Raw genomic sequence first — 23,981 nt, forward strand, 5'->3', positions numbered from 1 at the left:
AAAGAAGATGATCTTTAGTTCATCTGCAACTGTATATGGTATCCCGGAAACGTCACCGATTACGGAGGAGTTTCCATTAAGTGCAACAAATCCATATGGTCAAACGAAATTAATGATTGAGCAAATTATGCGTGATGTAGCATTTGCAGATGCAGAATGGGGTATCGCATTACTTCGCTATTTCAATCCATTTGGTGCACACGAAAGTGGGCGTATCGGAGAAGATCCAAATGGAATCCCAAATAACTTAATGCCATATGTAACGCAAGTAGCAGTAGGTAAGTTAAAAGAATTAAGTGTATTCGGAAATGACTATCCAACGAAAGATGGAACAGGAGTCCGTGATTACATCCATGTTGTGGACTTAGCAAATGGTCACGTAAAGGCGCTTGAGAAAGTAATGAGTACAACAGGAGTAGATGCTTATAACCTGGGCACAGGCATGGGCTATAGTGTACTAGAGATGGTTGAAGCATTTGAAAAAGTTTCGGGCAAGAAAGTTCCTTATAAAATCACAGAGCGTCGCCCAGGTGATGTGGCAGTATGTTTTGCTGATGCATCGAAAGCAAAGCGTGAATTAGGCTGGGAGGCAACACGCGGATTAGAAGAGATGTGTGCAGATTCTTGGAAATGGCAATCAAATAATAAAAATGGCTATTTAGAAGTTTAATGATGAATAAAAAAATGACCTTTGCTTAAAAGCAAGAGGTCATTTTTTATATTCATTTTTTATTAAGTTTATTACCTAACCTAGAAAAGAACGTTCCCTGTTTTATAGGAATATTTGACTGGCAACACGTGTAGGAATCGATACTTTCAATATTAGTAAAGGTATTGATTATTAAGTATGCGCTCTATTTCTCGTCTTAGAACGAAAGTGTATTTAATATAGCCTAGTAGTAAGTGAATAAAGATTGAAAAGTGCTACAAAGGTATTGTTATAAATAAGGAAAATTATCGGAAAGGATATAGATGAGGGATCAACTGCCTGTAAAACCCCAACTGATTAAAGTTTTATTTTATGATCAGCCAGCAACACAAGAGCAATTTCAGCGAGCATATGTAAATTTATTAAAAGAAATTAAAGGTTTTGATTCAAGCCTATTCCTTATACAAAATTGAGGATTTGAAACAATCAAAAACTGTTAAGGGTTACTATCGCGTTTTAGGTCCGTAATACAATTTTCTCATAAGAAAGAATGTATTACGGACCAACACCTATTACATAATAGGAGGAATTAATGAATTCGAACAAGTTGTTTGTGATATACTGTGTTTCCCTCTTGACTTGTATATGGTGGGAGACTTCGTCCGAAACAATTTGCAATAATATTGGAGTGAGCGGGATAAGAAATACGTATTTCATACAAATCAATAGTTTCATCTAAATTAGCATAAAAGACTGCGAGATGATTGCCTTGTAAAACATATGGGAATTCTACTTCTGCATTTTCACCAATTAATACAGGTAACTTTACAGGATTAGAATAATTAGACCAATCCCACACTTCTATATTTACATAGTGAGCGTAATATGCATCTAAATTTACAATGTTTATGACCGCTGAAATAGTTGCAGGTTCTCTTGTTAATACACCTGTAGAGTGAAAAACAGAATGATTTGGATAATGAAGAGGCATAAATATCAAACCTTTCTTAAAATGATAGGATTTTACAATATCTTATGCTAGAAGGTAGTAGAATGAGATAGAGGAATGTATTATTTTATTCATTTTTTATGGAAATTGAAAGCGTATTATTGAAATGTATTCCAACACTTGTATCATCGCTAGAGTCCGTTTATAATCAAGGAATCCTAGTTCATGTTTTGATAGGATTATTTATTATTGAAAGCGTTTTAAGTTCGCTCCTTTTTAAGGTAGGAGGTCTGACTTATACAGATGAAAAATTATGTATGTAGTTTTAAATGGGAAGAAAAATAATATAAGTATCACTTTATAGTGTGGGGAGGTTAAAAGTGTGAAAGGTAAAGATTTTCACACGAGTATATATGGGTTATGTAGGATTATTACTTTCAGGGGCAGCTTTATTTTTAAATAGTCTTGTTATATTAGGGAAAGCAGAGATGAAAAGTGCGGGTGTTTTTAATTTATTTGTGGGTGCACTACAAATTATTATTCCGTTTTATTTGATCATGATTTCTGACCAAAGCAATTGGACAGTGTATTCATATGCGGCTACTTTCTTATTTGGATTAACCTATTTATATGTAGGTGTTACTTTTATAAAGGGAATGGATAGTAGTGGTCTAGGATGGTTTTGTATTTGGGTAGCAATTATAGCCTTATTCTATATGGTTGTTTCATTTGTTCAATTTCATGATGTTGTTAATGCGTTAACATGGTTTATGTGGGCATTACTTTGGTACTTATTCTTTGTGCTAAATACACAAAAAAAGAATATTAATCAATATCTCGGACGAATCGCCTTCGTACAATCATGGGTAACATTGACTTTACCTTCACTATTTTATTTTATGGGAGTGTGGGGAGAGGGATTTGTATATGAACTATGGGTTTATGTATCAGTAATTTCTATTTTGTACTTTTGTTATTGTATTTTTAAATATAGAGTCCGTTAATATATTATCTGCATAAAAGCATGGAATCGTTAAACTGATTTCATGCTTTTTTTTATAGTAGCCTTTTATAATAAAAGAAGTAGTATTTTATAAATTGCAAAAATGGGGATGATGAAATTGAAGAAAGTGTTGGTGCTAGGAGGAACAAGATTTTTTGGTAAACATTTAGTAGAGTACCTTTTGCAAGCTGGACACGATGTAACAATTGCCACGAGGGGAGTTACTGAAGATTCTTTTGGTAACGCAGTAAAAAGAATAATTGTCGATAGAGAAGATGGAAAACTACTAGAAGAGCGTCTAGAAGGAAAAAGTTATGATATTGTATACGATAATTTATGCTATAGTTCAAATGCAGCGAAAATGGTATGTGAAGTTTTGAAAGGAAAAACGAAGAAGTATATTATGACATCTTCAATGGCTGTCTATGAACCTGCATTAAGCTTGTTAGAAGAGGACTTTAATCCATACGAATATGCAATTACATATGGAGATAGGAATGATTTTAATTATAGTGAAGGAAAGCGATTAGCCGAAGCGGTTTTATTTCAATATGCAACATTCCCAGTCGTTGCAGTGCGTTTTCCAGTTGTTATTGGAGAAAATGATTATACGAAAAGGTTACAATTTTACGTTGAATGTGTTGTGAACCAAAACCCTATCGTTGTGGATCATGTAGATGGAAATTTGTCATTTATACATGAAAAAGAGGCAGGAGAGTTTCTAGCTTGGTGCGGAATGGAAAATGTGAAAGGACCAATTAACGCCTGTAGTAACGGGGTAGTTTCTACGGAAGAAATTATTCATTTCATAGAAGAGAAGACGGGAATAAAAGCACTTATCCAGGAAGCTGGGGAAAATATAGCTCCTTATAATGAGGTAACTAACTGTACGTTACATAATGGAAAGGCTCGTGAATTTGGATTTTTGTTCCGAGAGCTGAAAATAGAAATAAAAAATGTTTTAAAACATTATATAAATACAATGAAGTAATCATAAATCCCCCGGTGGCAATCCGGGGGATTCTGGAGGATTTCGACAATACTGATTTTACATTACCAAATTTACCTTATACGTACGACTAATGTTTTTGCGATTGAATTGCTTGTAAATACTTCTCGTTTACTTGGTCCCAGTTTACTGTATGCCACCAGTTGGTAACAAACTCGGGGCGCCGATTTTGATACTTTAAATAATAAGCATGTTCCCATACATCAATTACGAGTAAGGGGATTTTTCCTTCTTGCAAAGGCGTATCTTGATTTGGTGTACTCATAACAGAGAGTTCCTCACCGTCAAGAACAAGCCATCCATAGCCACTTCCAAAACGACTAATAGCTGCTTTGGAAAGTTGATCTTTTAAGTTGTCAAAGGTATTGAAATAATAATCAATTACTTTTGCAACGTCTCCATTAGGCTCACCGCCACCTCGTGGGCTCATCACTTCCCAAAAAAGACTATGACAATAGTGACCACCACCGTTATTTCGTACAGCTGTAACAATTTCCTTCGGTAAAGCATCTAAATTACATAGCAATTCTTCTAAAGATTTATTATGTAATTCAGTATAATTTTCTAAAGTAGCATTTAAATTGTTTACGTATGTCGCATGGTGCTTTCCATGATGAATGGAAAGTGTATTGCTATCGATATGTGGCTCTAGTTCATCATAGTCATATGAAAGCTTTGGCAATTGAAATGAAGACATAACATTCCCTCCTTTCTATTCAAAAGTTGGTCTAGGTAAAAAAACTTTACCTGAGTCAAAAATACACTCATTTTCTATGGAAGTCAATAGTAAGTTCGTTAATTTTCTGAAAAATATTACAATAAAAGTAACACTCTCGCTTTCATTTGTGACTCCTATCCTTTTTGCTTATACTGTAAAGTATCAGGGTTTTGTTGAAATAGAAGGAGATTGTTTATGAGTGAAACGAAACAATTAATAGAGGAAGCAAGTAATTTTATTACGATTTGTTATAAAGAGCTTCATAAAGAACAATTGATAGAAGAACGTATAAAAGAAATTCAAATTGAGGTAGAGAAGACAGGGACATATGAGCATACATTTGAAGAACTTGTTCATGGTTCACGAATGGCATGGCGTAACAGTAATAGATGTATTGGAAGACTATTTTGGAGTAAGATGCACATATTAGATGCGCGCGAAGTAAATGATGAAGAGGGTGTATATAATGCATTAATTCATCATATTAAATATGCAACGAACGACGGGAAAGTTAAACCAACCATTACGATTTTTAAGCAATATCAAGGTGAGGAAAATAATATACGAATTTATAATCACCAATTGATTCGATATGCAGGATATAAAACAGAAATGGGAGTGATCGGTGACTCTCATTCCGCTACATTTACGGACTTTTGTCAGGAGCTTGGCTGGCAAGGAGAAGGTACGAATTTCGATGTATTGCCACTTGTGTTTTCTATAAACGGGAAGGCGCCTACATATAAAGAAATTCCGAGGAAAGAAGTAAAAGAAGTGCCAATTGAACACCCAGAATACCCTATTTCATCACTTGGAGCAAAATGGTATGGGGTTCCAATGATCTCGGATATGTGCTTAGAAATTGGCGGTATTTCTTATACAGCTGCTCCGTTCAATGGATGGTATATGGGAACAGAAATTGGGGCGCGCAACTTAGCGGATCATGATCGTTATAATTTACTTCCGGCTGTTGCGGAGATGATGGATTTAGATACATCGAGAAACGGTACGTTATGGAAGGATAAGGCGCTAATTGAGTTGAATATTGCCGTACTACACTCTTTTAAAAAACAAGGAGTTAGTATTGTTGATCATCATACTGCTGCACAACAATTTCAGCAATTTGAGAAGCAAGAAGCTGCTTGTGGTCGTGTTGTAACAGGTAATTGGGTGTGGCTTATTCCACCATTATCTCCAGCTACCACTCATATTTATCACAAACCGTATCCGAATGAAATTTTGAAGCCAAATTTCTTTCATAAATAATATTTAGTGCAGTTTTTTCTGCAAAATATAATTTTTTTAATTACTGTTATGTAGCAAATGGAAGCCTTTACTCTCGGTTATTTTTGGAAGAGGATTTTTGAACCAAGGAGTTCCTTATGTTATAATCAAATTTCTGTTTCGAAGACCTTATAGAAATATAAGGTCTTTTGTTTTGCTTTTTTATGTAAGAGAAAGAGATTTTTTCTTTTTAATAAGGGATTTGGCATATTTTTAGGGACAACATAAGTATGTGGGAAGTCGATAAAATGTTATGCATATATAATTATTGTGTTTTGGGTTTAAACAATAAAACATAATAAAGTTGTTTTTTTAGATTGCTGAGGAAGGAGGAATTGTAAATGAGGATGAAGAGTCGAAAAACTGATTGGCCTGTATTTATTATTAGCGGTGGTTCACTTTTATTATTTGTAATTGCAGTTTTTTTGAACAAGGATTATGTAGAGAGTGCGATTAATAACAGTTTCGCTTTTTCAATTAAATATTTTGGTGCCTTCTGGCAAGTTTTATTATTAGGTACATTTATTGTTGCGATGTGTATGGCGTTCTCCAAATATGGGAGAGTTAAACTTGGGGGATTAGAAAAACCTGAGATTAGTACGGCAAAATGGCTTGCTATTATTATGTCTACATTACTTGCCGGAGGTGGCGTTTTTTGGGCAGCAGCAGAGCCAATGTACCATTTGATGACGGTGCCACCAATACATGATGGTATATCTGCTGGAACGAAAGAAGCAGTCATGCCTGCTTTAGCACAAAGTTATATGCATTGGGGATTTTTAGCATGGACGATTTTAGGTACAATTAGTGCGGTAGTTATGATGTATGGACATTATCATAAAGGTATGCCGCTAAAACCTCGAACGCTTTTATATCCTATTTTTGGGGAAAAATTAAGAAAGAGCCTGCTTGGAACGATAATTGATGCAGCTGCAATTATTGCAGTAGCTGCAGGTACAATTGGCCCCATTGGATTTTTAGGTTTACAAGCAAGTTATGGATTACAAGAATTATTTGGAATTTCTGATGTGTTTACTACTCAATTGGCAATTATTGTTTGTGTAGTGGCCGTGTCTACCATATCGGCAGTAACAGGTATTGATAAAGGGATTCAAATTATAAGTAATTTAAATGTTAGATTAGCAATTTTGTTAATGGCATTCATATTACTATTTGGGCCAGGTGGATTTATTATTGATTCGTTTGTTTCTTCGTTTGGATTTTATGTAAGTGAGTTTATACCGATGAGCACATACCGTGGTGATACAAGTTGGTTAGGATCTTGGACAATCTTTTTCTGGGGATGGTTTATTGGATACGGACCAATGATGGCAATTTTAGTGAGTCGAATTTCAAGAGGGAGAACGATTCGAGAAATCATCGTTGCAATTGGAATTATCGCACCTATTATTACAACGTTTTGGTTTACTATATTAGGTGGATCAGGTGTGTTTTATGAGTTAATGAATCCTGGTTCTATCTCGGACGCATTAAGTGAATCTGGTATGCCGGCAGCTATGATTGCAATTACAGGGCAATTGCCACTTTCTAATATTATTGGACCAGCATTTCTTTTATTAACAATTTTATTTGTAGTGACAACAGGAGATTCAATGGCGTATTCCATTTCAATGGCAGTGACTGGAGACGGAGATCCTAGAATTAGTTTGCGAATTTTTTGGTCGCTTATTATGGGAGCAGTTGCAGCAATTCTTTTATATATGGGTGAAGGAAGTATTAATGCGCTACAATCGTTTATCGTAGTGACGGCAGTTCCGGTATCAATTTTATTATTCCCAATGCTATGGTTAGCGCCTAAAGTTGCGGGAGAATTAGCATTAAAACAAGGTATTGTAAAAGAAGAAGATAAAACTGCATTCTTATTTCAGAAGGCTAGTAAATCAAAATAAATAAAAACGTAAAAGAGGAAGCATCTTAAATAAGATGCTTCCTCTTTTACGTTTAATCTAATACTTTTCCCTTTGTTTCTGGTACACATATTAGCATTGTAATTAACCCGATTGGATAGATGATAAAAATCAAGGACAATGCTCCAAGCAGGTTGCCGCCTGTAGCGAGTAAGCCGATAATAACAGGCCCAAATCCAGCTAACCCACGTCCTGTACCGAAAATAAAGTTTTCTGCGGTAGAGCGAGCTTCAGCAGGGTAGTTTTCAGCTAAAATTGCCCCAAACCCTCCCATCATTCCATTTGCAAAGAATCCAAGCAATGCACTTCCCCATAATAATAATGTTGAATCTGTGAATAAGAAGAAGTAAATGAGACAGTATACTGTACCACCAATATAATAAATTGCAAAAGTTTTACGACGACCAATTTTATCAGCCAGAATACCAAAGATTGCAATTCCAATTAGCATACCGATGGTAGAAATGAACATCCAGCCACTCGCTTTTGCTAATGTATAGTTATATTTATTTGCTAAAATAGTTGGCATCCATGTGAAGATGCCGTAATATCCGAAGTTCTGGATAAACGACATAATAATAAGACCGATTGTTGTGATTGTTACTTTTTTATTGGCAAATAATTTTCGAAGTGGGAATTTTTTTATATGTTTTAGTTGTTCTGCTTCAGTAGTTGTTAATTTACCTGTAGCTTCTTTTTGCAATAGTTCCTTTTTGTAGCGTTGTTTTTGCTCCCATATTTTCGGTTCACTTAAACTTTTACGGACATAGACAGCTAGTAAAGCTGGAATTAATCCAAATAAGAAAACGGCTCTCCATCCAAAGTGTGGGACAATAAATGCTGGAAGGAGTGAAGCAATCAGTACACCAAATTGCCATCCAAGTGCAACAACAGATGTCGCTTTAGCGCGCATTTCTTTAGACCATGTTTCTGTTACAATGGCCATTCCGATTCCGAATTCACCACCAACTCCCACTCCAACTAAAAAGCGAAGAATTAATAATTGCCAGTAGTCTGTTGCGAAATAAATGAGTGCGGTTGCTAGTGAAAACAGTAAGATTGTGAAGGCCATTGTACGAATACGGCCAAATAAATCAGCAATAAATCCAAATAAATAAGAACCAATTAACATCCCTATTGTGGTAGCTAATGTTAAGTTTCCACCTTCAACAGGACTTAAGTGAAACTCTTTTAAAATATAGACAAGTACGAAAGATAATAGCAACATATCTAAACCTTCTGCTGCATATCCTAGCGCAGAACCAAATAATGTTTTATACCTTTTCGCTTTCGTCTCCTCTGTTGTTTGTTGTACATCAGTAGTGACGTTCATTATTACTCCTCCTTATTTTCTACAGTCGCTATGGAAGAATAACAAAAGGCCTTCTCACCTGATATGATGAGAAGGCCAAAAAAGCATACGTATCCCCAAAAAAGAACATACGTATATTGTATTCCGACTTCCTTCTCAACCTCACGGGGTTGGGTTAAAGGACTGTATTATATTACTTTATTTTTAGCACTCTTCTATTGGATTGTCAAATAAAGAGGAAGTTATTATGTGTGAAATATTTCAAAAAACATTTCGTTCTTCTTGACGTCGGCTTCATTATTTTCCCATAATAAAACTAACTAAATAAAAAGGAATGAATCAAAGATGCTAAATTTAGTACTCATGATGATTGAACGAGTCGGACTTATAGTTATTTTAGGATTTTTACTCTCTCATATTAAAACTTTCAGGCGCCTCCTTCATAAACAGGATGGCTATGTAGATAAGCTTAAGCTTATTTGTATTTTTTCGGTATTTACAATTGTAAGCAATTACACTGGGATTGAAATAGCGGGAAATACAATTATGAATGAAAATTGGTTACAAGGTGTTTCTTCGTCAAGTACAATTGCGAATACGCGTATTATGGGTGTTGGTATTAGCGGCTTACTTGGTGGCCCTATCGTAGGGATTGGAGTAGGGTTTATTGCTGGTATTCATCGTTATATGCTTGGTGGTACGACAGCGCTAAGTTGCGCAATCTCTTCTATTTTAGCGGGGATTATAACTGGTTATATCGGATATATTTTCAAAAAATATAACCGTACAATTACTCCTAAGTTTTCAGCAGTTTTAAGTATTTTTATCGTATCTTTAGAAATGCTTATGATTTTATTAATTATAGAGGATGGAATTAGCGTTGTGAAAACAATAGCGATACCGATGATTCTTGTAAATAGTTTTGGAAGTTTTATTTTACTTTCTATGATACAAGCTATTTTGCGTCAGGAGGAGAATGCAAAAGCACTTCAGACTCATAAAGTATTGCGTATTGCTGATAAAACGTTACCGTATTTTCGTCAAGGCTTAACAGAAGAATCGTGTAAGCATGTGGCACAAATTATTCACCGCTTTACAGGAACAGATGCGGTATCTTTAACAGATACAGAGAAAATATTAGCGCACGTTGGATTAGCATCAGATCACCATATTCCTTCACATAGTTTAATAACTGGTTTATCAAAAGAAGTTTTACATACAGGGCAAATAATGAAGGCGAAATCACGTGAGGTTATTAATTGCCAACATGAAGGCTGTCCCTTACAAGCCGCTATTGTTATTCCACTAACTTCACATGGAAATACGATAGGGACATTAAAACTGTATTTCAAAAATTCTAACCAGTTAAGTCGCGTTGAAGAAGAATTAGCAGAAGGGTTAGCAAAAATATTCTCCACGCAGTTAGAGTTAGGAGAAGCTGAGTTGCAAAGTAAATTACTTCAAGATGCGGAGATAAAAGCATTACAAGCGCAAATTAACCCGCACTTTTTATTTAATGCGATTAATACAGTATCAGCTTTATGCCGAACAGATGTAGAAAAAGCAAGGAAGTTATTATTACAGCTTAGCGTGTATTTCCGTTGTAATTTGCAAGGAGCACGTCAGTTATTGATTCCACTGGAACAAGAATTAAACCATGTACAGGCATACTTATCACTAGAACAAGCAAGGTTCCCAAATAAGTATGAGGTAAAGATGTATATTGAGGATGAGCTAAAGACAACTTTAGTACCACCATTTGTTCTTCAACTATTGGTTGAAAATGCATTGCGACATGCTTTTCCGAAGAAGCAACCAGTGTGTGAAGTGGAAGTGCATGTTTTTGAAAAAGAGGGTATGGTTCACTTTGAAGTAAAAGATAATGGACAGGGAATTGAGGAAGAACGTTTAGAACAATTAGGAAAGATGGTAGTTTCTTCAAAGAAAGGGACTGGAACAGCTTTATATAATATTAATGAACGTCTTATTGGGTTATTTGGGAAAGAAATGATGCTTCATATCGAAAGTGAATTAAATAAAGGGACGGAGATTACCTTTATTATTCCAAAAAAAGTAGGGGAGGAAGAGCCAGGTGTTAAAAGTATTAGTAGTTGACGATGAAATGTTAGCACGTGATGAACTAAAGTATTTATTAGAGAGAACGAAAGAAGTTGAGATAGTTGGTGAGGCTGATTGTGTGGAAGACGCATTAGAAGAACTAATGCAATGTAGACCAGATATTGTATTTTTAGATATTCAATTATCCGATGATAACGGATTTGAAATCGCGAATATATTAAAGAAGATGAAAAATCCACCTGCAATTGTATTTGCTACTGCCTATGATCAATATGCGTTGCAAGCATTTGAAGTAGATGCGTTAGACTACATTTTAAAACCATTTGATGAAGAGCGTATTGTGCAAACATTAAAGAAGTATAAAAAACAAAAACAAGCGCAAATAGAAACGAAGCACGAAATAAAGGGGACAGATGTAACAGCAGAGATGCATAAATTAGCATTACCAATTGAAGAATCAATCGTACTTGTGAATATTGAAGATATTATATATGTAGGGCTTGTAGATGGGAAAGTAACAGTAAAAACAATGAGGGAAACATATGTAACACATGATACACTTGTAATTTTAGAGAAGAAGTTACCACAAGCAAACTTCATGCGCGTCCATCGTAGCTTTATTGCAAATATTAATCATATTACTGAAATTCAGCCATGGTTCAATTCTACTTATAATTTAATCATGAAAGAAGGATCGAAAGTACCTGTTAGCCGTACATATGCCAAAGAACTCAAGAAGCTGCTTCGTATTTAAGAAGCAGCTTTTGTATTTCATCCTTTTATATTTGTAACTGATTCTGTATATTTGACGTTCCGTTATGTAAACGCTTACCTCGTTACTTACATCTTATACAATAAAGGTACCAAATCGAAAGAGGTGGCCAAAATGAGTACGAAAAAAGTATACAGTTTCTTATCACAAGCATTCATATTCTCAGCTATTATGTTAATTTCTAATATTATTGCAACACATTTACCAATTCCGATGCCTTCATCGGTAATCGGGTTAGTTATTTTATTTAGTCTATTATGTTTAAAAGTTATTAAATTGGAGCAAGTTGAATCACTTGGAACAGCTTTAACAGGTATTATCGGATTCCTTTTCGTCCCATCAGGTATTTCAGTTATTAATTCTCTTGGTGTAATGGGACAATATTTTGTACAAATTTTAACTGTAATTGTTGTAGCAACAGTTATTTTACTAGCTGTAACAGGATTATTTGCACAATTTATTTTAGGAAAAGATGAAAAAGAAACAGAAGATACAAAAGAATTGAAAGTAGTAAATAAAGGACGCAAGCACGGAAAGGTTGCGTAACCATTGCATTTATATATTGTTAGGAGGTAATGAATATGGCAAGCACAATGACTCCATATTTCGGAATCGTCGTTTCATTAATCGCATACGGGATCGGAACGTTATTATTCAAGCATTCAAAAGGATTCTTCTTATTTACACCATTATTTGTAGCGATGGTATTAGGGATTGTCTTTCTAAAGGTAGGTAACTTTACTTTTGAAGAATATAATACTGGCGGAAAAATGATTAGTTTCTTCTTAGAACCAGCAACAATTGCATTCGCTATCCCACTATACAAGCAAGTGGATAAGTTGAAAAAATATTGGTGGCAAATTTTATCGGCTATCGTGGTGGGATCTATTTGCTCAGTAATTGTCGTGTTCATTGTTGCAAAAGCAATCGGTTTAGATACAGCAGTAATGAATTCAATGCTACCACAAGCAGCAACAACAGCAATTGCGTTACCAATCTCAGAAAGTATTGGTGGTATTCCAGCAATTACATCGTTTGCAGTTATTTTCAACGCAGTTATCGTATACGCATTAGGGGCATTATTCTTAAAAACATTTAGAGTTAAGCATCCGATTGCAAAAGGTTTAGCACTTGGAACAGCGGGCCATGCATTAGGAGTTGCAGTAGGAATTGAAATGGGTGAGGTAGAGGCAGCGATGGCAAGTATTGCTGTAACGGTAGTTGGGGTTGTAACAGTAGTTGTCATCCCAATGTTTATGCCATTCATTGGATAGTAAAACTTACTTAAAAAATAAGAAAAGCAAGCTATTTGTAGGACAGATTTCTACTGATAGCTTGCTTTTTATGTTACAGTAGTGGTAAGACCTATTTAAAAAAATGTAAGTTTCCTTAAATCTTCATTAATACTATGTAGAATACGTTTTGAATTAGGTCATTGTATTGTAAAATAAGAAGTAATCTACTATATACCTGTTAAGATAGGCATATAATGAGTTTATAAAAATCTTAATATGAATGAATAATTTAAAAGTAGAAAAGAGAGAAATCTACTTATTAACGTTTTAGTTTATAGGACAGGAGAGAGTATTCGTCGATTATGCAAATAAAAAACCTGTTTCAAAGCAAAGGATTTCAGAGGTTACTCGTATTAGTAATACTTGCTCTCGTGTTATACGGGCTGCAAAGTATGTTGAATTTAATATTAATTACGTTTATTCTCACGTATTTAATGGATCGATTCCAAAAGTTTATTTCCCGCAAATTAGATCATTTCATGCCTATTAATCGAAAAATTATTATAGCATTTCTATATGTAATGTTAATTGGTGGAATTGCTATTACGCTATTTAAATATTTACCAGTATTAACGATACAAATTTCACAATTGATTTACCAATTCAATGTATTTTTAAGAAACCCACCAGATAGTGAACTAATTAAGTATGCAGTTAATGCTGTCAATCATATGGAGCTTTCTAAATATGTAGGACAAGGCGTAGACATTTTGTATAAATCGATTACGAATGTTGGTAAATTTGGCCTTCAAGTTTTACTTTCTTTAATTTTGAGTTTGTTTTTCTTACTAGAAAAATCTCGTATTGTTGGTTTTACTGTAAAGTTTAAAGAAAGCAGGCTTGCAATTTTCTATACTGAAATTGAGTACTTCGGAAAGAAATTTGCACGTTCATTTGGAAAGGTAATCGAAGCGCAATTTTTAATTGCTGTTGTTAACTGTGTTCTTTCAGTTATCGCATTATGGATATTAGGATTCCCACAATTATTAGGTTTAGCGTTAATGATTTTCTTGCTTGGCTTAATTCCAGTAGCGGGGGTTATCATTTCGTTATTCCCACTTTGTATGATTGCTTACAATATTGGCGGTATTATGTACGTTGTTTATATTTTAGTTATCGTAACAGTTATTCATGCGCTTGAAAGTTACGTATTAAATCCGAAGTTTATGTCGCAAAAAACAAATTTACCGATTTTCTATACTTTTATGGTATTAATTTTCTCAGAGCACTTCTTAGGTGTATGGGGACTGATTATCGGTATTCCAATTTTCATTTTCTTATTAGATGTCTTAGATGTGACAAGTGATGAAATGGAGAAGGATGTTGGAACAAAATAAAGTGAAGTAGAGAAAAAGCATCGATGTTCGATGCTTTTTCTTTTATAACATTATGTTTCTTATGCCATACTGTAAGGAGAATATAGAATAGGGGTGAAGTAATGGCTGTAAATGAAAAGGTAGAATTGGCTACATTTGCTGGAGGGTGTTTTTGGTGTATGGTTTCTCCATTTGAAGAGATGGAGGGAATTATACAGGTTGTTTCAGGTTATACAGGCGGTCATAAAGAGGACCCAACGTATAAAGAAGTGTGCTCAGAAACAACAGGACATTATGAAGCAGTACAAATTACATTTGATGCAAATAAAATGCCGTATGAGGAATTGTTAAATATATATTGGAGACAAATTGATCCGACTGATATTGGGGGACAATTCCACGACCGCGGGCAGTCTTATGAAACGGTGATTTTTTATCATAATGAAGAACAACATAAAAAAGCTGAGGCCTCAAAAGAAGAGCTTGAGCAGAGTGGACGCTTTTCAAAACCAATTGCGACAAAAATACTACGAGCAGCTACATTTTATCCAGCTGAAGAATATCACCAAGGATATCATAAGAAAAACACATTCCGCTATGAGTTATATCGTAAAGGCTCAGGACGAGATGCTTTTATTAAGGAACATTGGCCAAAGGATAATGCTCATTTAAAAGAAAAACTCAATGAGATGCAGTTTTATGTAACACAGGAAAATGGTACAGAACCACCATTTCGAAATGAGTATTGGAACCATAAAGAGGAAGGTCTTTATGTAGATATCGTTTCAGGTGAGCCGTTGTTTACTTCTCTAGATAAATTTGATAGTGGATGTGGATGGCCTAGTTTTACAAAACCAGTTATGTCAGCAAGTGTGAAAGAAAAGATGGATGTGAGTCATAATATGACACGTACAGAAGTGAGAAGTAAAGAGGGAGATTCGCATCTTGGGCATGTATTTCCAGACGGTCCAGGACCGAATGGGCTTCGTTACTGCATTAATTCCGCAGCTCTTAGATTTATTCCAAAAGAGGAATTAGAGAAAGAAGGTTATGGCGATTTCTTAATCTTGTTTGGAAATAAAAAATAACCTCGCAGTTAGCGAGGTTATTTTTTTGCTATTTTGTTTTTTTCTTTTTAAATTTGCTTAATACTTCATAAACAATTGGAACAATAAGAAGTGTTAATAACGTTGAACTTGTTAATCCACCAATTACTGTTACACCAAGTCCTTTAGAAATTAAGCCGCTACCTTCAAATCCTAATGCAAGCGGGATAAGAGCTCCGATTGTTGCAATTGCAGTCATTAAAATTGGACGCAAGCGTGTTGCACCAGCTTCTAATAAAGCTTCACGTGTTGATAAACCTTCATTTTCTTTATGAATAACGCGGTCGATAAGCACGATTGCGTTTGTTACAACGATACCGATTAACATAAGCGCCCCAATCATTGCAGATACACTTAATGTTTCACCAGAGATTAATAAGGCAACAAGGGCCCCAATAATTGTGAATGGTAGCGAGAATAAAATTGCGAATGGTGCAAGGGCACCGCCAAATGTAACGACAAGAACGAAGTATACAATGGCAATCGCAGCTAACATCGCTAGGCCAAGTTGCTTGAATGATTCTTGAATATCTTTAGTAACACCGCCCATAGAAACATCTACACCAGAAGGAAGATCCATTTTATCTACTTCTTTTTGGACTGCAGCAGATGCTTTTGAAACGTCATCAGATGTTAATTTTGCACTAACCTCTGCATAAACACGGCCATCTCGGTGTGTTACTGTATTCGATGTTTCACCTTCTTTTACAGTCATAACATCTTTTACAGCTACTTCATTACCAAGTGGTGTTGTAATTTTGCGATTTGTTAAGTCATCGATTGTTTCATAATTTTGTTTTTCAGCTTCTACATATACATTGATATCTTTACCGTCTTTTTTAATTGTTGTCAGAACAGGGCGATCATGTTGATTAGAAAGTCCCATTCCAATTTGAGCAGCCGTTAAGCCCATTTTACTCAGCTTTTCTTGATCTGCGACTAAAGTGTACTCTGCATATGTTTTTGCAATACTAGAATCTATATCTTTTAAGTCTTTATTTTTCTTCATGATATTTTGAATATCTTTTACGACAGGCTTAATGTCTTCTGAGCTATCTCCGTAAACGTATAGTTTAATTTCGTTACTACCGCCACTTGCTCCGAAGTCTTGGTTTTTCCATTCACCTTTTCCAGACATTTTTTGTAAATCTTTCACGACTTCTTCTTTTTCTTTTTCGAAGTTTTTCGTGTCGTTATCATATTGAACGAAGAACATAGCTTGATTTGTTTGACCAGGGCTCATTGGATTCTCTCCACCTAATGAGAACTGAATTGTTTTCACGTCTTTATTATCTTGGAAGTGCTTCTCAGCTTTCGTTGCAATTTTTTCAACGTCTTCTAATGTTTGACCTGGTTCAGGTTTGTATGTTGCGATAATCATTTTTTCTTCTTCAGAAGGTAAGAAACTTACACCGATAACCGGTACAAGTGCGAGACTACCAACTAATAGAAGGACAGCAATACTAGATGTAATAATTTTGTGATTTAAAGCCCATTCAAGTATACGTTTATACCCATTTGCTAATTTGCTTGGTTTCTCTTCATGATGTACCTCTTTTTCCCTCGTGCTTTCTTTCTTAAATAAGGAATGGGCAAGCATTGGTACGATTGTAACAGCCACTAGTAACGATGCTAATAAAGCGAAGACAATAGTTAAGGCGAATGGTAAGAACATTTCACCAATCATACCTTTTACAAGTCCTAGCGGTAAGAATACAGCGATTGTCACAATGGTAGAAGACATAATCGGAATAAACATTTCTTTCGTAGCTTCACGAATTAAATCTCTTCCGCGCAATTTCTCTTCTGATAACGACATACGTCGGTAAATATTTTCAATAACAACAATTGAGTCATCAACAACACGGCCTATAGCAACTGTCATTGCTCCAAGCGTCATAATGTTAAGCGTAATATCCATTTGCTTTATGACTAAAACAGCAATTAATAACGAAAGTGGTATTGAAACGACAGAGATTAACGTTGTTCGAATATTTCGTAGGAACAGCATAATAATAACAATCGCAAAGATAGCACCGAAAATTGCTTTGCTTAGCATTGTTTCAACTGACTTTTCAATAGGTGCACCTTGGTCGAATGTTGAAATGATCTCTAAATCTTTATATTTTTTCTCAAGATCTTTTACTTTATCTTTTACTGCATTTACAACATCAACTGTATTTGCATCAGAGGCCTTCACAATTTGAATTCCAATTGCTTCTTTTCCATTTGTTCGAGAAATGGATTCTGCTTTCCCAACTTCTTTAATTTCAGCAATTTCGTCTAATGTAACTGTTGGAATTCCGTTCATAGCAGCTGGATTCATTTGCGGCGTTTGTGCACCAGCGCCAGCATTTTGACTACCTTGACCGTTAGGTGATGAAGGTATAGCTGGGATTTTGAGTTCTTTTAATGCTTTAATCGTTGTAATATTGCCATCTACAACAACTGATTTTTCCGTGTCTTTAAACGTATATAGGCCAAGTGGTAAAGATACATCCGATCCTTTAATTACATTTTTTACAGTATCTTCACTTAGTCCTAGTTCTTTCATTTTATCTTTCTTGAAGACGAGCTGTACTTCATCTACTTGTTGACCTGCAATTTGAACAGATGCAACACCATCAAGTCCTTTTAAGCCCGGTACAATATTTTTCTCTACATTTTCAGTTAAGGTAGCTAAAGATTCATTCTTGCTTGCTACGCTTAACGAAATAACAGGAAAAGCATTGAAGTTTACTCGTGAAACCTTAGGGTCTTTAACACCGTCAGGGAGCTTTACATTTGTGAGAGCTTCTTTAATTTCTGTTTCTGCTTTTTCCATATTTTTATCAAAATCGTATTCTACTTGAATAGAAGATGCGTTTTGAAAAGATGATGAGCTAACAACGTTAACACCACTTAAATTTTGTAGTTGTTCTTCCATCGGCTTTGAAACTTTATCGGCTACTTCTTCTGGTGTAGCACCAGGATAGACCGTAGTTACTGTCACAATCGGTGTTGTAATATCAGGAATTGTTTCCAGCTTCATATTGAGGCCAGAGTAAATTCCCGCAATAGTAACAATAATGGTTAGTAGCCAAACTGCGAACTTATTTTTTAACGAGAAATTGATGATTTTGTTCATGTTTGCGCTCCCTTTGTATTATATTGACCAACTGGTCAGTCTAATACATAATATAACTGACCAGTTGGTCAATCGTCAATAAAAAGAGATGGTATAATAAATCCATAATAAGATGCGAGATTAAATTTAGGAGAGAAGATATGAAAGAAAAAGAGCGTTTAATTATAGAATCGGCTATGAAGTTATTTGCTACTAAGGGTGTAAATGCGACATCAGTGCAGGAAATTGTGACAGCTAGTGGTATATCTAAGGGAGCTTTTTACTTATATTTTAAATCAAAAGATGAGCTTTTATTAGCGACACTTCGATATTATTATGACAAAATTCAAAAGAAAATGCTGGATATTGAGCAAGAGTCTTTGTTACCACGTGAAAAATTTGCAAAACAATTACATTGTCAGTTTAATGATATACAAAAGCATAAAGAGTTTATTATTATGCATGCGAGAGAAAATGCGATTCCGTTTAATAAAGAAGTGGAAGAATTTATGATGCGGATGAAGTTAGAGTCTCATGCATTTTATCGAAATAGTTTATTGTCCATTTATGGTGAAAAGATTATGCCATATTTATTGGATTTAGTAATTATGGTGGAAGGCATATGCCGTGGGTATTTAGAATTAATTATTTTACAAGCAACAGAAATTGATTTATCTTACGTCTCTGCTTTTATTTTAAAAAGAGTAGATAATTTAGTAGATGGCTTGGTAGAATCTTCGGAAGAACCTATTTTACACGAAGAAAAGCTTGGAGAATTTCTTTGTAAATCAGAGCTCATTAAGGAACAGGTTAAAGAGCATTTTTTAAAAGAAATTATTGGATTTAAGCGTACTCTAGCTGATCAATTAGAGGACGATGAGCTGCTAGTAACATTAGATGTTTTAGAGGCGGAAATGCGATTGCTTAATCCAAGAATTCCGGTAATTAGAGGTATGTTAGCAAATTTAGAGGTTTATCCGGAATTAAAAGAATTTCGCTTACGCCTTATAGGATACTACAATATAAAAAATTCTTAATAAAAAACTCCTTGTCTACACAAGGAGTTTTTTATTAAAGATTACTTACTATTTTGAGACCATTTTTCTACATCCCAAACCTTTGTGATCCAATCTTCATAGAATTCCGGTTCGTGACATACAAGGAGAATTGTTCCTTTATATGCTTTCATAGCCTTCTTAAGTTCTTCTTTTGCTGTAACATCAAGATGGTTTGTCGGCTCATCAAATAGTAGCCAGTTACTTTCTTCACCCATTAGCTTACATAAACGAACTTTTGCTTGTTCTCCACCACTTAATTGACTTAATGGACGAGAAATATGTTCATTTTTTAATCCGCATTTCGCTAACATCGCACGAATTTGATGCTGGTCTAGGCCAGGGAATGTATTCCATACATCATCAATTGGTGTTATATTATCAGCTTTAACTTCTTGCTCAAAGTATGCAGGCTCTAAGAAGTCACCAAGACTTGTTTTACCGTTTAAAGGTTTAATTTTACCTAAGATTGTTTTTAGTAGCGTTGATTTACCAACACCATTACATCCAACAATAGCAATTTTTTCACCACGCTCAATTGTCATTGATAACTTTGGTAGTAGCGGATGTGTATATCCGATTTCTACATTTTCACCTTCAAAGACGAAGCGACTACTTGCACGACTTTCTTTAAATGAGAATTCAGGTTTGATTGCTGTTTCCGGACGATCAATAAGTTCCATGCGATCAAGTTGTTTTTGACGACTCTTTGCACGACCTGTCGTTGAATAACGAGCCTTGTTCTTTGCAATGAAGTCTTCTTGCTTTTTGATAAACTCGCGCTGCTTTTCATAAGCGTTTATATGTTGATTTTTATTGATTTCTGCTAGTTCTAGGAATTTTTCATATGTCGCTGTATAGCGTGTCATTTTTGTGAATTCTAGATGGAAAATAACATCAACACATTTGTTCATAAATTCCGTATCATGAGAAATCAATAAGAATGCATGTGGGTATTCTTTTAAATAAGTTGTTAACCAATGAATATGTTCAACGTCTAAATAGTTAGTAGGTTCATCAAGCAATAACACTTCTGGTTGTTCAAGTAATAGCTTTGCAAGCAATACTTTTGTACGTTGTCCACCACTTAGTGCTGAAACATCACGATCTAAACCAATAGCATCAATTCCAAGACCACGTGCAGCCTCTTCAATTTTCATATCTAGTAAATAGAAACCACCTGCTTCAAGTGCATCTTGTATTTCTGCCATTTGCTCAAGAAGTTCTTCTAGTTCTTCTGGTGTAGCAGTTCCCATTTTTTCTGTAACTTCATTTAAAGCTGTTTCCTTTTCGAATAACGGTAAAAATGCATCCGCTAGTACGTCACGAATTGTACGTCCAGGCGTTAAAACCGTATGCTGATCTAAGTAACCGTAATGTGTGCCTGGTGTCCATTCTACACGACCTTCGTCATGAATAAGCTGACCAGTAATGATATTCATAAATGTTGATTTACCAACACCGTTTGCACCAACTAATCCAACGTGCTCACCTGCTAATAATCGCATAGATACATCTTTAAATAATGTACGATCGCCAAATGTATGTCCTAATTTTTCAACTGTTAATAAGCTCATAGTATCCTCCGTCCAACTTGAAATAGTACCTTGAATCATGATACTAAATTCTTTCATATAATGCCATCATTTCAAAATGTATATTTTTTCAAAAAAAGGGTTGCATTAATTTTCTGAAAATATATAATATAATTGAACAGTGGTTAATTATATGTGTGAGGTATGAAATATGTCGCCAAGGAAAGCAGTTAAACAAGAACTAACAAGAGAAATGATTATGAATGTAGCTAGGGAGCTATTTATAGCACAAGGATATCAACATACTTCAATGCGCAAAATTGCAACAGAACTTGGATATAGCCATGGTTCGATTTATTATCATTTTAAAAACAAAGCAGAGCTATTTTACGCAATGGTGGAACAGGATTTTCAATTATTAAACAAAAAGTTAGATGAAATTTGTAATCAAAAGTTATCGAGAGAAGAGCAACTAAGAGCAGTTTTATTCGGTTTTATTGAATTTGGTCTAAGAAATCAGAGTCATTATGAAATTATGTTTTTAATTAAAGATGCCGAATTAAAAGAGTGTTTGGCAAATAGTCCTAATGTTAGTTATGAAAAATTTGCGAAGGTTATTTCTTTTTTATGTGATGGGGAATTAAATGCGATGATAATATGGTCTGTTTTTTTATCATTACATGGATTTGTAGCACATTATTGCAGAAGTGGCCAAACGTTTGAAGAACTACAAGGTTTGGCTAAGGTACATGTAGAGTTTATTTCAAAATCGCTTCTTATGTAAGTGATTTTCTTTTTAATATTAATTGAACAGTGGTTAATTAATTTAGGAGGGGATTTATAATGAAAAAGGCTTTAGTATTAGGTGCTTCTGGTTCAATGGGTTATGCAATTGTAAACGAATTATTTGGCCGAGGGATTCATGTGGTTGCTTTTGCAAGAAATAAGGAGAGATTAGGTGCATTATTTTCTGGGAATAAACATGTAGAAGTTGTAGCCGGCGATGTATTTGTAAAAGAGGATATAATGAATGCTGCTAAAGATGTTGATATTATATTTCATGTTGTAAATATTCCGTATTCAGATTGGGAGAAACAGCAAGAGAAATTATTAATAAACATATTAGAGGTATCGAAACATTACGGTATCAAACTAGGGATAGTTGATAATATTTATGCGTATGGAAGGCAAGGGGAAGGGCTTGTAAAAGAAGAGGCTAAAAAAAGACCACACACAAAGAAAGGGAAGATTCGTTTACAACTTGAAGAGATGGCAAAACAAGCTAATGTACGAATGTTTATTGCTCATTTCCCAGACTTTTATGGTCCAAATGCAGAAAGCACACTTGTTCATCATACATTAAAGGGAATACTTGCAAATAAAATGTCTAGCTTTGTTGGAGATAAAAAGATTGCCCGTGAATATATTTTTACACCAGATGGTGCAAAAGCAATGGTTGAATTAGCTTTACATGATGAGGCCTATGGACAAAATTGGAACATACCAGGTTATGGTGTTATTACAGGTGAGGAAATGATTCAACACATACGGGAATTAACGGGATATACGAAACGAGTAATAACTGTAAAAAGAGGAATGATCCAGTTTATTGGTCTGTTTGATAAGCAGATGAAAGAATTTATGGAAATGCTATATTTGACGGAAAAACCAGTTGTATTAAGCGGGGAGAAATATGAGAGGTATATCGGGGATATACCAAAAACTTCGTATTATAATGGGCTAAAAGAAATGATTATATCTATGCAAAAAAAGGGTGTGTAAATGTTAGTATATAAAAAAGTTACTTCTACCTACAGAAGTAACTTTTTTGTTATGCCTTTTGTTTAACTTCACTAACTTTCTTTTCAGCTACAATAAAATGCGGTCTACGTTTTGTTTCATAATAAATACGACCGATATATTCACCAATAACACCTAGGAATATGAGTTGAATACCGCCAATAAATAGTATAGCGGAAATGAGAGTAAAGTAACCAGGAACTTCCACACCACCAAGGATAATTTGAACGAACGTAGTGATTACATATAAAAGTCCAAAAATGGTTGTTAGTAATCCAAGATATATAGATAGGCGTAACGGTTTATTATTGAATGAAATTACACCATCAATTCCGTAATTTAATAATTTCGAGAAGGTCCATTTACTTTCTCCATCAGAACGTAATACATTTTCATATTCAATAATTAATTCGTTATAACCAATCCAAGAGAATAAGCCCTTTGAAAATCGGTTGTACTCACTTAAGGATACTAATGAATCCACTGCTCTTCGACTTAAAAGTCTAAAGTCACCAATACCATCTACTAATTCAATATCTACAAACTTATTCATCACCTTATAGTAAAGACGAGAGACGAAAGAGCGAACGGGTGAATCACCAGTTCTTGTCCTTTTTGCAATGACTTGGTCGTAGCCATCGTTATATCCTTCTAACAGTTCTTTTATTAACGTAGGAGGGTGTTGTAAGTCAGCATCCATAATAACAATGGCATCGCCTGTAGCGTATTTTAAGCCAGCTAACATTGCAGCTTCTTTTCCGAAGTTTCGACTAAACGATAGATAGTGTACCGATGAATCTGAACTAGCTAAATCACGTAAAATATTTAATGTATCATCTTTACTACCATCATTAACAAAAACAAATTCATAATCGGTAGTTAATTTATGAATTTCAAGAGAAGTCTCTGAATAAAAGGCTCGAAGCACCTTTTCTTCATTGTAGCATGGTACAACGATTGAAAGAGTCATTTTTGACACTCCTTGTTTGTAGTGGGTTAAAACAATGTTATGCGTTTTTATATGAAGCTATCCAATTGGATAGCTTCATGATTCATTGATTGCTC

At 34.8% G+C, this 23,981-nt stretch carries 20 protein-coding genes; 14 read left to right on the forward strand and 6 right to left on the reverse strand.

From position 1 onward, the window contains the following. The coding region (gene galE, locus ACLBXA_RS09160) for a UDP-glucose 4-epimerase GalE (RefSeq protein ID WP_447617177.1) at window positions 1–670 on the forward strand (670 nt) is incomplete at its 5' end. Window positions 671–1,238: 568 nt separating this feature from the next. On the opposite strand, the gene ACLBXA_RS09165 is transcribed toward galE, so the two are convergent. Then, entirely contained in the window at window positions 1,239–1,640 is a 402-nt protein-coding gene (locus ACLBXA_RS09165) for a hypothetical protein (RefSeq protein ID WP_001128270.1), read from the reverse strand. A gap of 371 nt (window positions 1,641–2,011) precedes the next feature. Between ACLBXA_RS09165 and ACLBXA_RS09170 the strand changes: the two genes are divergently transcribed. Then, a complete protein-coding gene (locus ACLBXA_RS09170; RefSeq protein ID WP_000542567.1) occupies window positions 2,012–2,602 on the forward strand; it encodes an AmiS/UreI family transporter in 591 nt (196 codons plus the stop codon). A 102-nt stretch (window positions 2,603–2,704) separates the two neighbouring features. Continuing rightward, a complete protein-coding gene (locus ACLBXA_RS09175; RefSeq protein WP_003310130.1) occupies window positions 2,705–3,592 on the forward strand; it encodes an NAD-dependent epimerase/dehydratase family protein in 888 nt (295 codons plus the stop codon). An 88-nt stretch (window positions 3,593–3,680) separates the two neighbouring features. Here the strand turns inward: ACLBXA_RS09175 and sodA are convergent, their stop codons facing one another. After that, a complete protein-coding gene (gene sodA / locus ACLBXA_RS09180) occupies window positions 3,681–4,307 on the reverse strand; it encodes a superoxide dismutase [Mn] (protein ID WP_000094037.1) in 627 nt (208 codons plus the stop codon). Window positions 4,308–4,523: 216 nt separating this feature from the next. Between sodA and ACLBXA_RS09185 the strand changes: the two genes are divergently transcribed. Then, entirely contained in the window at window positions 4,524–5,594 is a 1,071-nt protein-coding gene (locus ACLBXA_RS09185) for a nitric oxide synthase oxygenase (RefSeq protein WP_000005086.1), read from the forward strand. 359 nt (window positions 5,595–5,953) lie between these two features. Then, window positions 5,954–7,522: a BCCT family transporter gene (locus ACLBXA_RS09190; RefSeq protein WP_001242450.1), complete on the forward strand. Its 1,569-nt coding sequence runs from the start codon at window positions 5,954–5,956 to the stop codon at window positions 7,520–7,522. Between the two features lie 52 nt (window positions 7,523–7,574). On the opposite strand, the gene ACLBXA_RS09195 is transcribed toward ACLBXA_RS09190, so the two are convergent. Continuing rightward, the gene (locus ACLBXA_RS09195) at window positions 7,575–8,873 is read right to left on the reverse strand and encodes an MFS transporter (RefSeq protein WP_001103416.1); all 1,299 of its coding nucleotides are present in this window, start codon (window positions 8,871–8,873) and stop codon (window positions 7,575–7,577) included. A 324-nt stretch (window positions 8,874–9,197) separates the two neighbouring features. Between ACLBXA_RS09195 and lytS the strand changes: the two genes are divergently transcribed. The 6 genes from lytS to msrB all read left to right on the forward strand — a co-directional run bounded on the left by lytS (window position 9,198) and on the right by msrB (window position 15,402). Continuing rightward, complete coding sequence (gene lytS / locus ACLBXA_RS09200; RefSeq protein WP_000933557.1) at window positions 9,198–10,967, forward strand: two-component system sensor histidine kinase LytS; 1,770 nt, start codon at window positions 9,198–9,200, stop codon at window positions 10,965–10,967. Further along, window positions 10,945–11,685 carry a LytR/AlgR family response regulator transcription factor gene (locus tag ACLBXA_RS09205; protein WP_000921846.1) on the forward strand — a complete coding sequence of 247 codons (741 nt, stop codon included), beginning with the start codon at window positions 10,945–10,947 and terminating at the stop codon, window positions 11,683–11,685. The genes lytS and ACLBXA_RS09205 overlap by 23 nt, the downstream gene beginning before the upstream one ends. Before the next feature lie 132 nt (window positions 11,686–11,817). Then, window positions 11,818–12,249 (forward strand): antiholin-like murein hydrolase modulator LrgA, encoded by a 432-nt coding sequence (lrgA, locus tag ACLBXA_RS09210; RefSeq protein ID WP_000104901.1) that lies wholly within the window; start codon window positions 11,818–11,820, stop codon window positions 12,247–12,249. 35 nt (window positions 12,250–12,284) lie between these two features. Further along, window positions 12,285–12,977, forward strand: a complete 693-nt coding sequence (gene lrgB, locus ACLBXA_RS09215) for an antiholin-like protein LrgB (RefSeq protein WP_000168869.1) — start codon at window positions 12,285–12,287, stop codon at window positions 12,975–12,977. Window positions 12,978–13,300: 323 nt separating this feature from the next. Beyond that, window positions 13,301–14,335 carry an AI-2E family transporter gene (locus ACLBXA_RS09220; RefSeq protein ID WP_001166012.1) on the forward strand — a complete coding sequence of 345 codons (1,035 nt, stop codon included), beginning with the start codon at window positions 13,301–13,303 and terminating at the stop codon, window positions 14,333–14,335. 101 nt (window positions 14,336–14,436) lie between these two features. Then, a complete protein-coding gene (gene msrB / locus ACLBXA_RS09225) occupies window positions 14,437–15,402 on the forward strand; it encodes a peptide-methionine (R)-S-oxide reductase MsrB (protein WP_447617178.1) in 966 nt (321 codons plus the stop codon). Window positions 15,403–15,430: 28 nt separating this feature from the next. Here msrB and ACLBXA_RS09230 read toward each other — a convergent pair whose 3' ends face one another. Next, window positions 15,431–18,547, reverse strand: coding sequence for an efflux RND transporter permease subunit (locus tag ACLBXA_RS09230; protein WP_001033480.1), 3,117 nt, complete (start codon window positions 18,545–18,547; stop codon window positions 15,431–15,433). A gap of 140 nt (window positions 18,548–18,687) precedes the next feature. Between ACLBXA_RS09230 and ACLBXA_RS09235 the strand changes: the two genes are divergently transcribed. After that, complete coding sequence (locus ACLBXA_RS09235) at window positions 18,688–19,563, forward strand: TetR/AcrR family transcriptional regulator (RefSeq protein WP_000659642.1); 876 nt, start codon at window positions 18,688–18,690, stop codon at window positions 19,561–19,563. Window positions 19,564–19,604: 41 nt separating this feature from the next. Here ACLBXA_RS09235 and ACLBXA_RS09240 read toward each other — a convergent pair whose 3' ends face one another. After that, entirely contained in the window at window positions 19,605–21,158 is a 1,554-nt protein-coding gene (locus ACLBXA_RS09240) for an ABC-F family ATP-binding cassette domain-containing protein (RefSeq protein ID WP_002083531.1), read from the reverse strand. 169 nt (window positions 21,159–21,327) lie between these two features. Here ACLBXA_RS09240 and ACLBXA_RS09245 point away from each other — a divergent pair, with 169 nt between their 5' ends. Beyond that, the gene (locus ACLBXA_RS09245; RefSeq protein ID WP_000074952.1) at window positions 21,328–21,900 is read left to right on the forward strand and encodes a TetR/AcrR family transcriptional regulator; all 573 of its coding nucleotides are present in this window, start codon (window positions 21,328–21,330) and stop codon (window positions 21,898–21,900) included. Between the two features lie 59 nt (window positions 21,901–21,959). Continuing rightward, window positions 21,960–22,898 (forward strand): NAD-dependent epimerase/dehydratase family protein, encoded by a 939-nt coding sequence (locus ACLBXA_RS09250; RefSeq protein WP_447617179.1) that lies wholly within the window; start codon window positions 21,960–21,962, stop codon window positions 22,896–22,898. 49 nt (window positions 22,899–22,947) lie between these two features. Here ACLBXA_RS09250 and ACLBXA_RS09255 read toward each other — a convergent pair whose 3' ends face one another. After that, window positions 22,948–23,886 (reverse strand): glycosyltransferase family 2 protein, encoded by a 939-nt coding sequence (locus ACLBXA_RS09255; RefSeq protein ID WP_447617180.1) that lies wholly within the window; start codon window positions 23,884–23,886, stop codon window positions 22,948–22,950. Between the last annotated feature and the right edge of the window lie 95 nt (window positions 23,887–23,981).

The sequence above is a fragment of the Bacillus sp. D48C genome, from assembly GCF_053345735.1.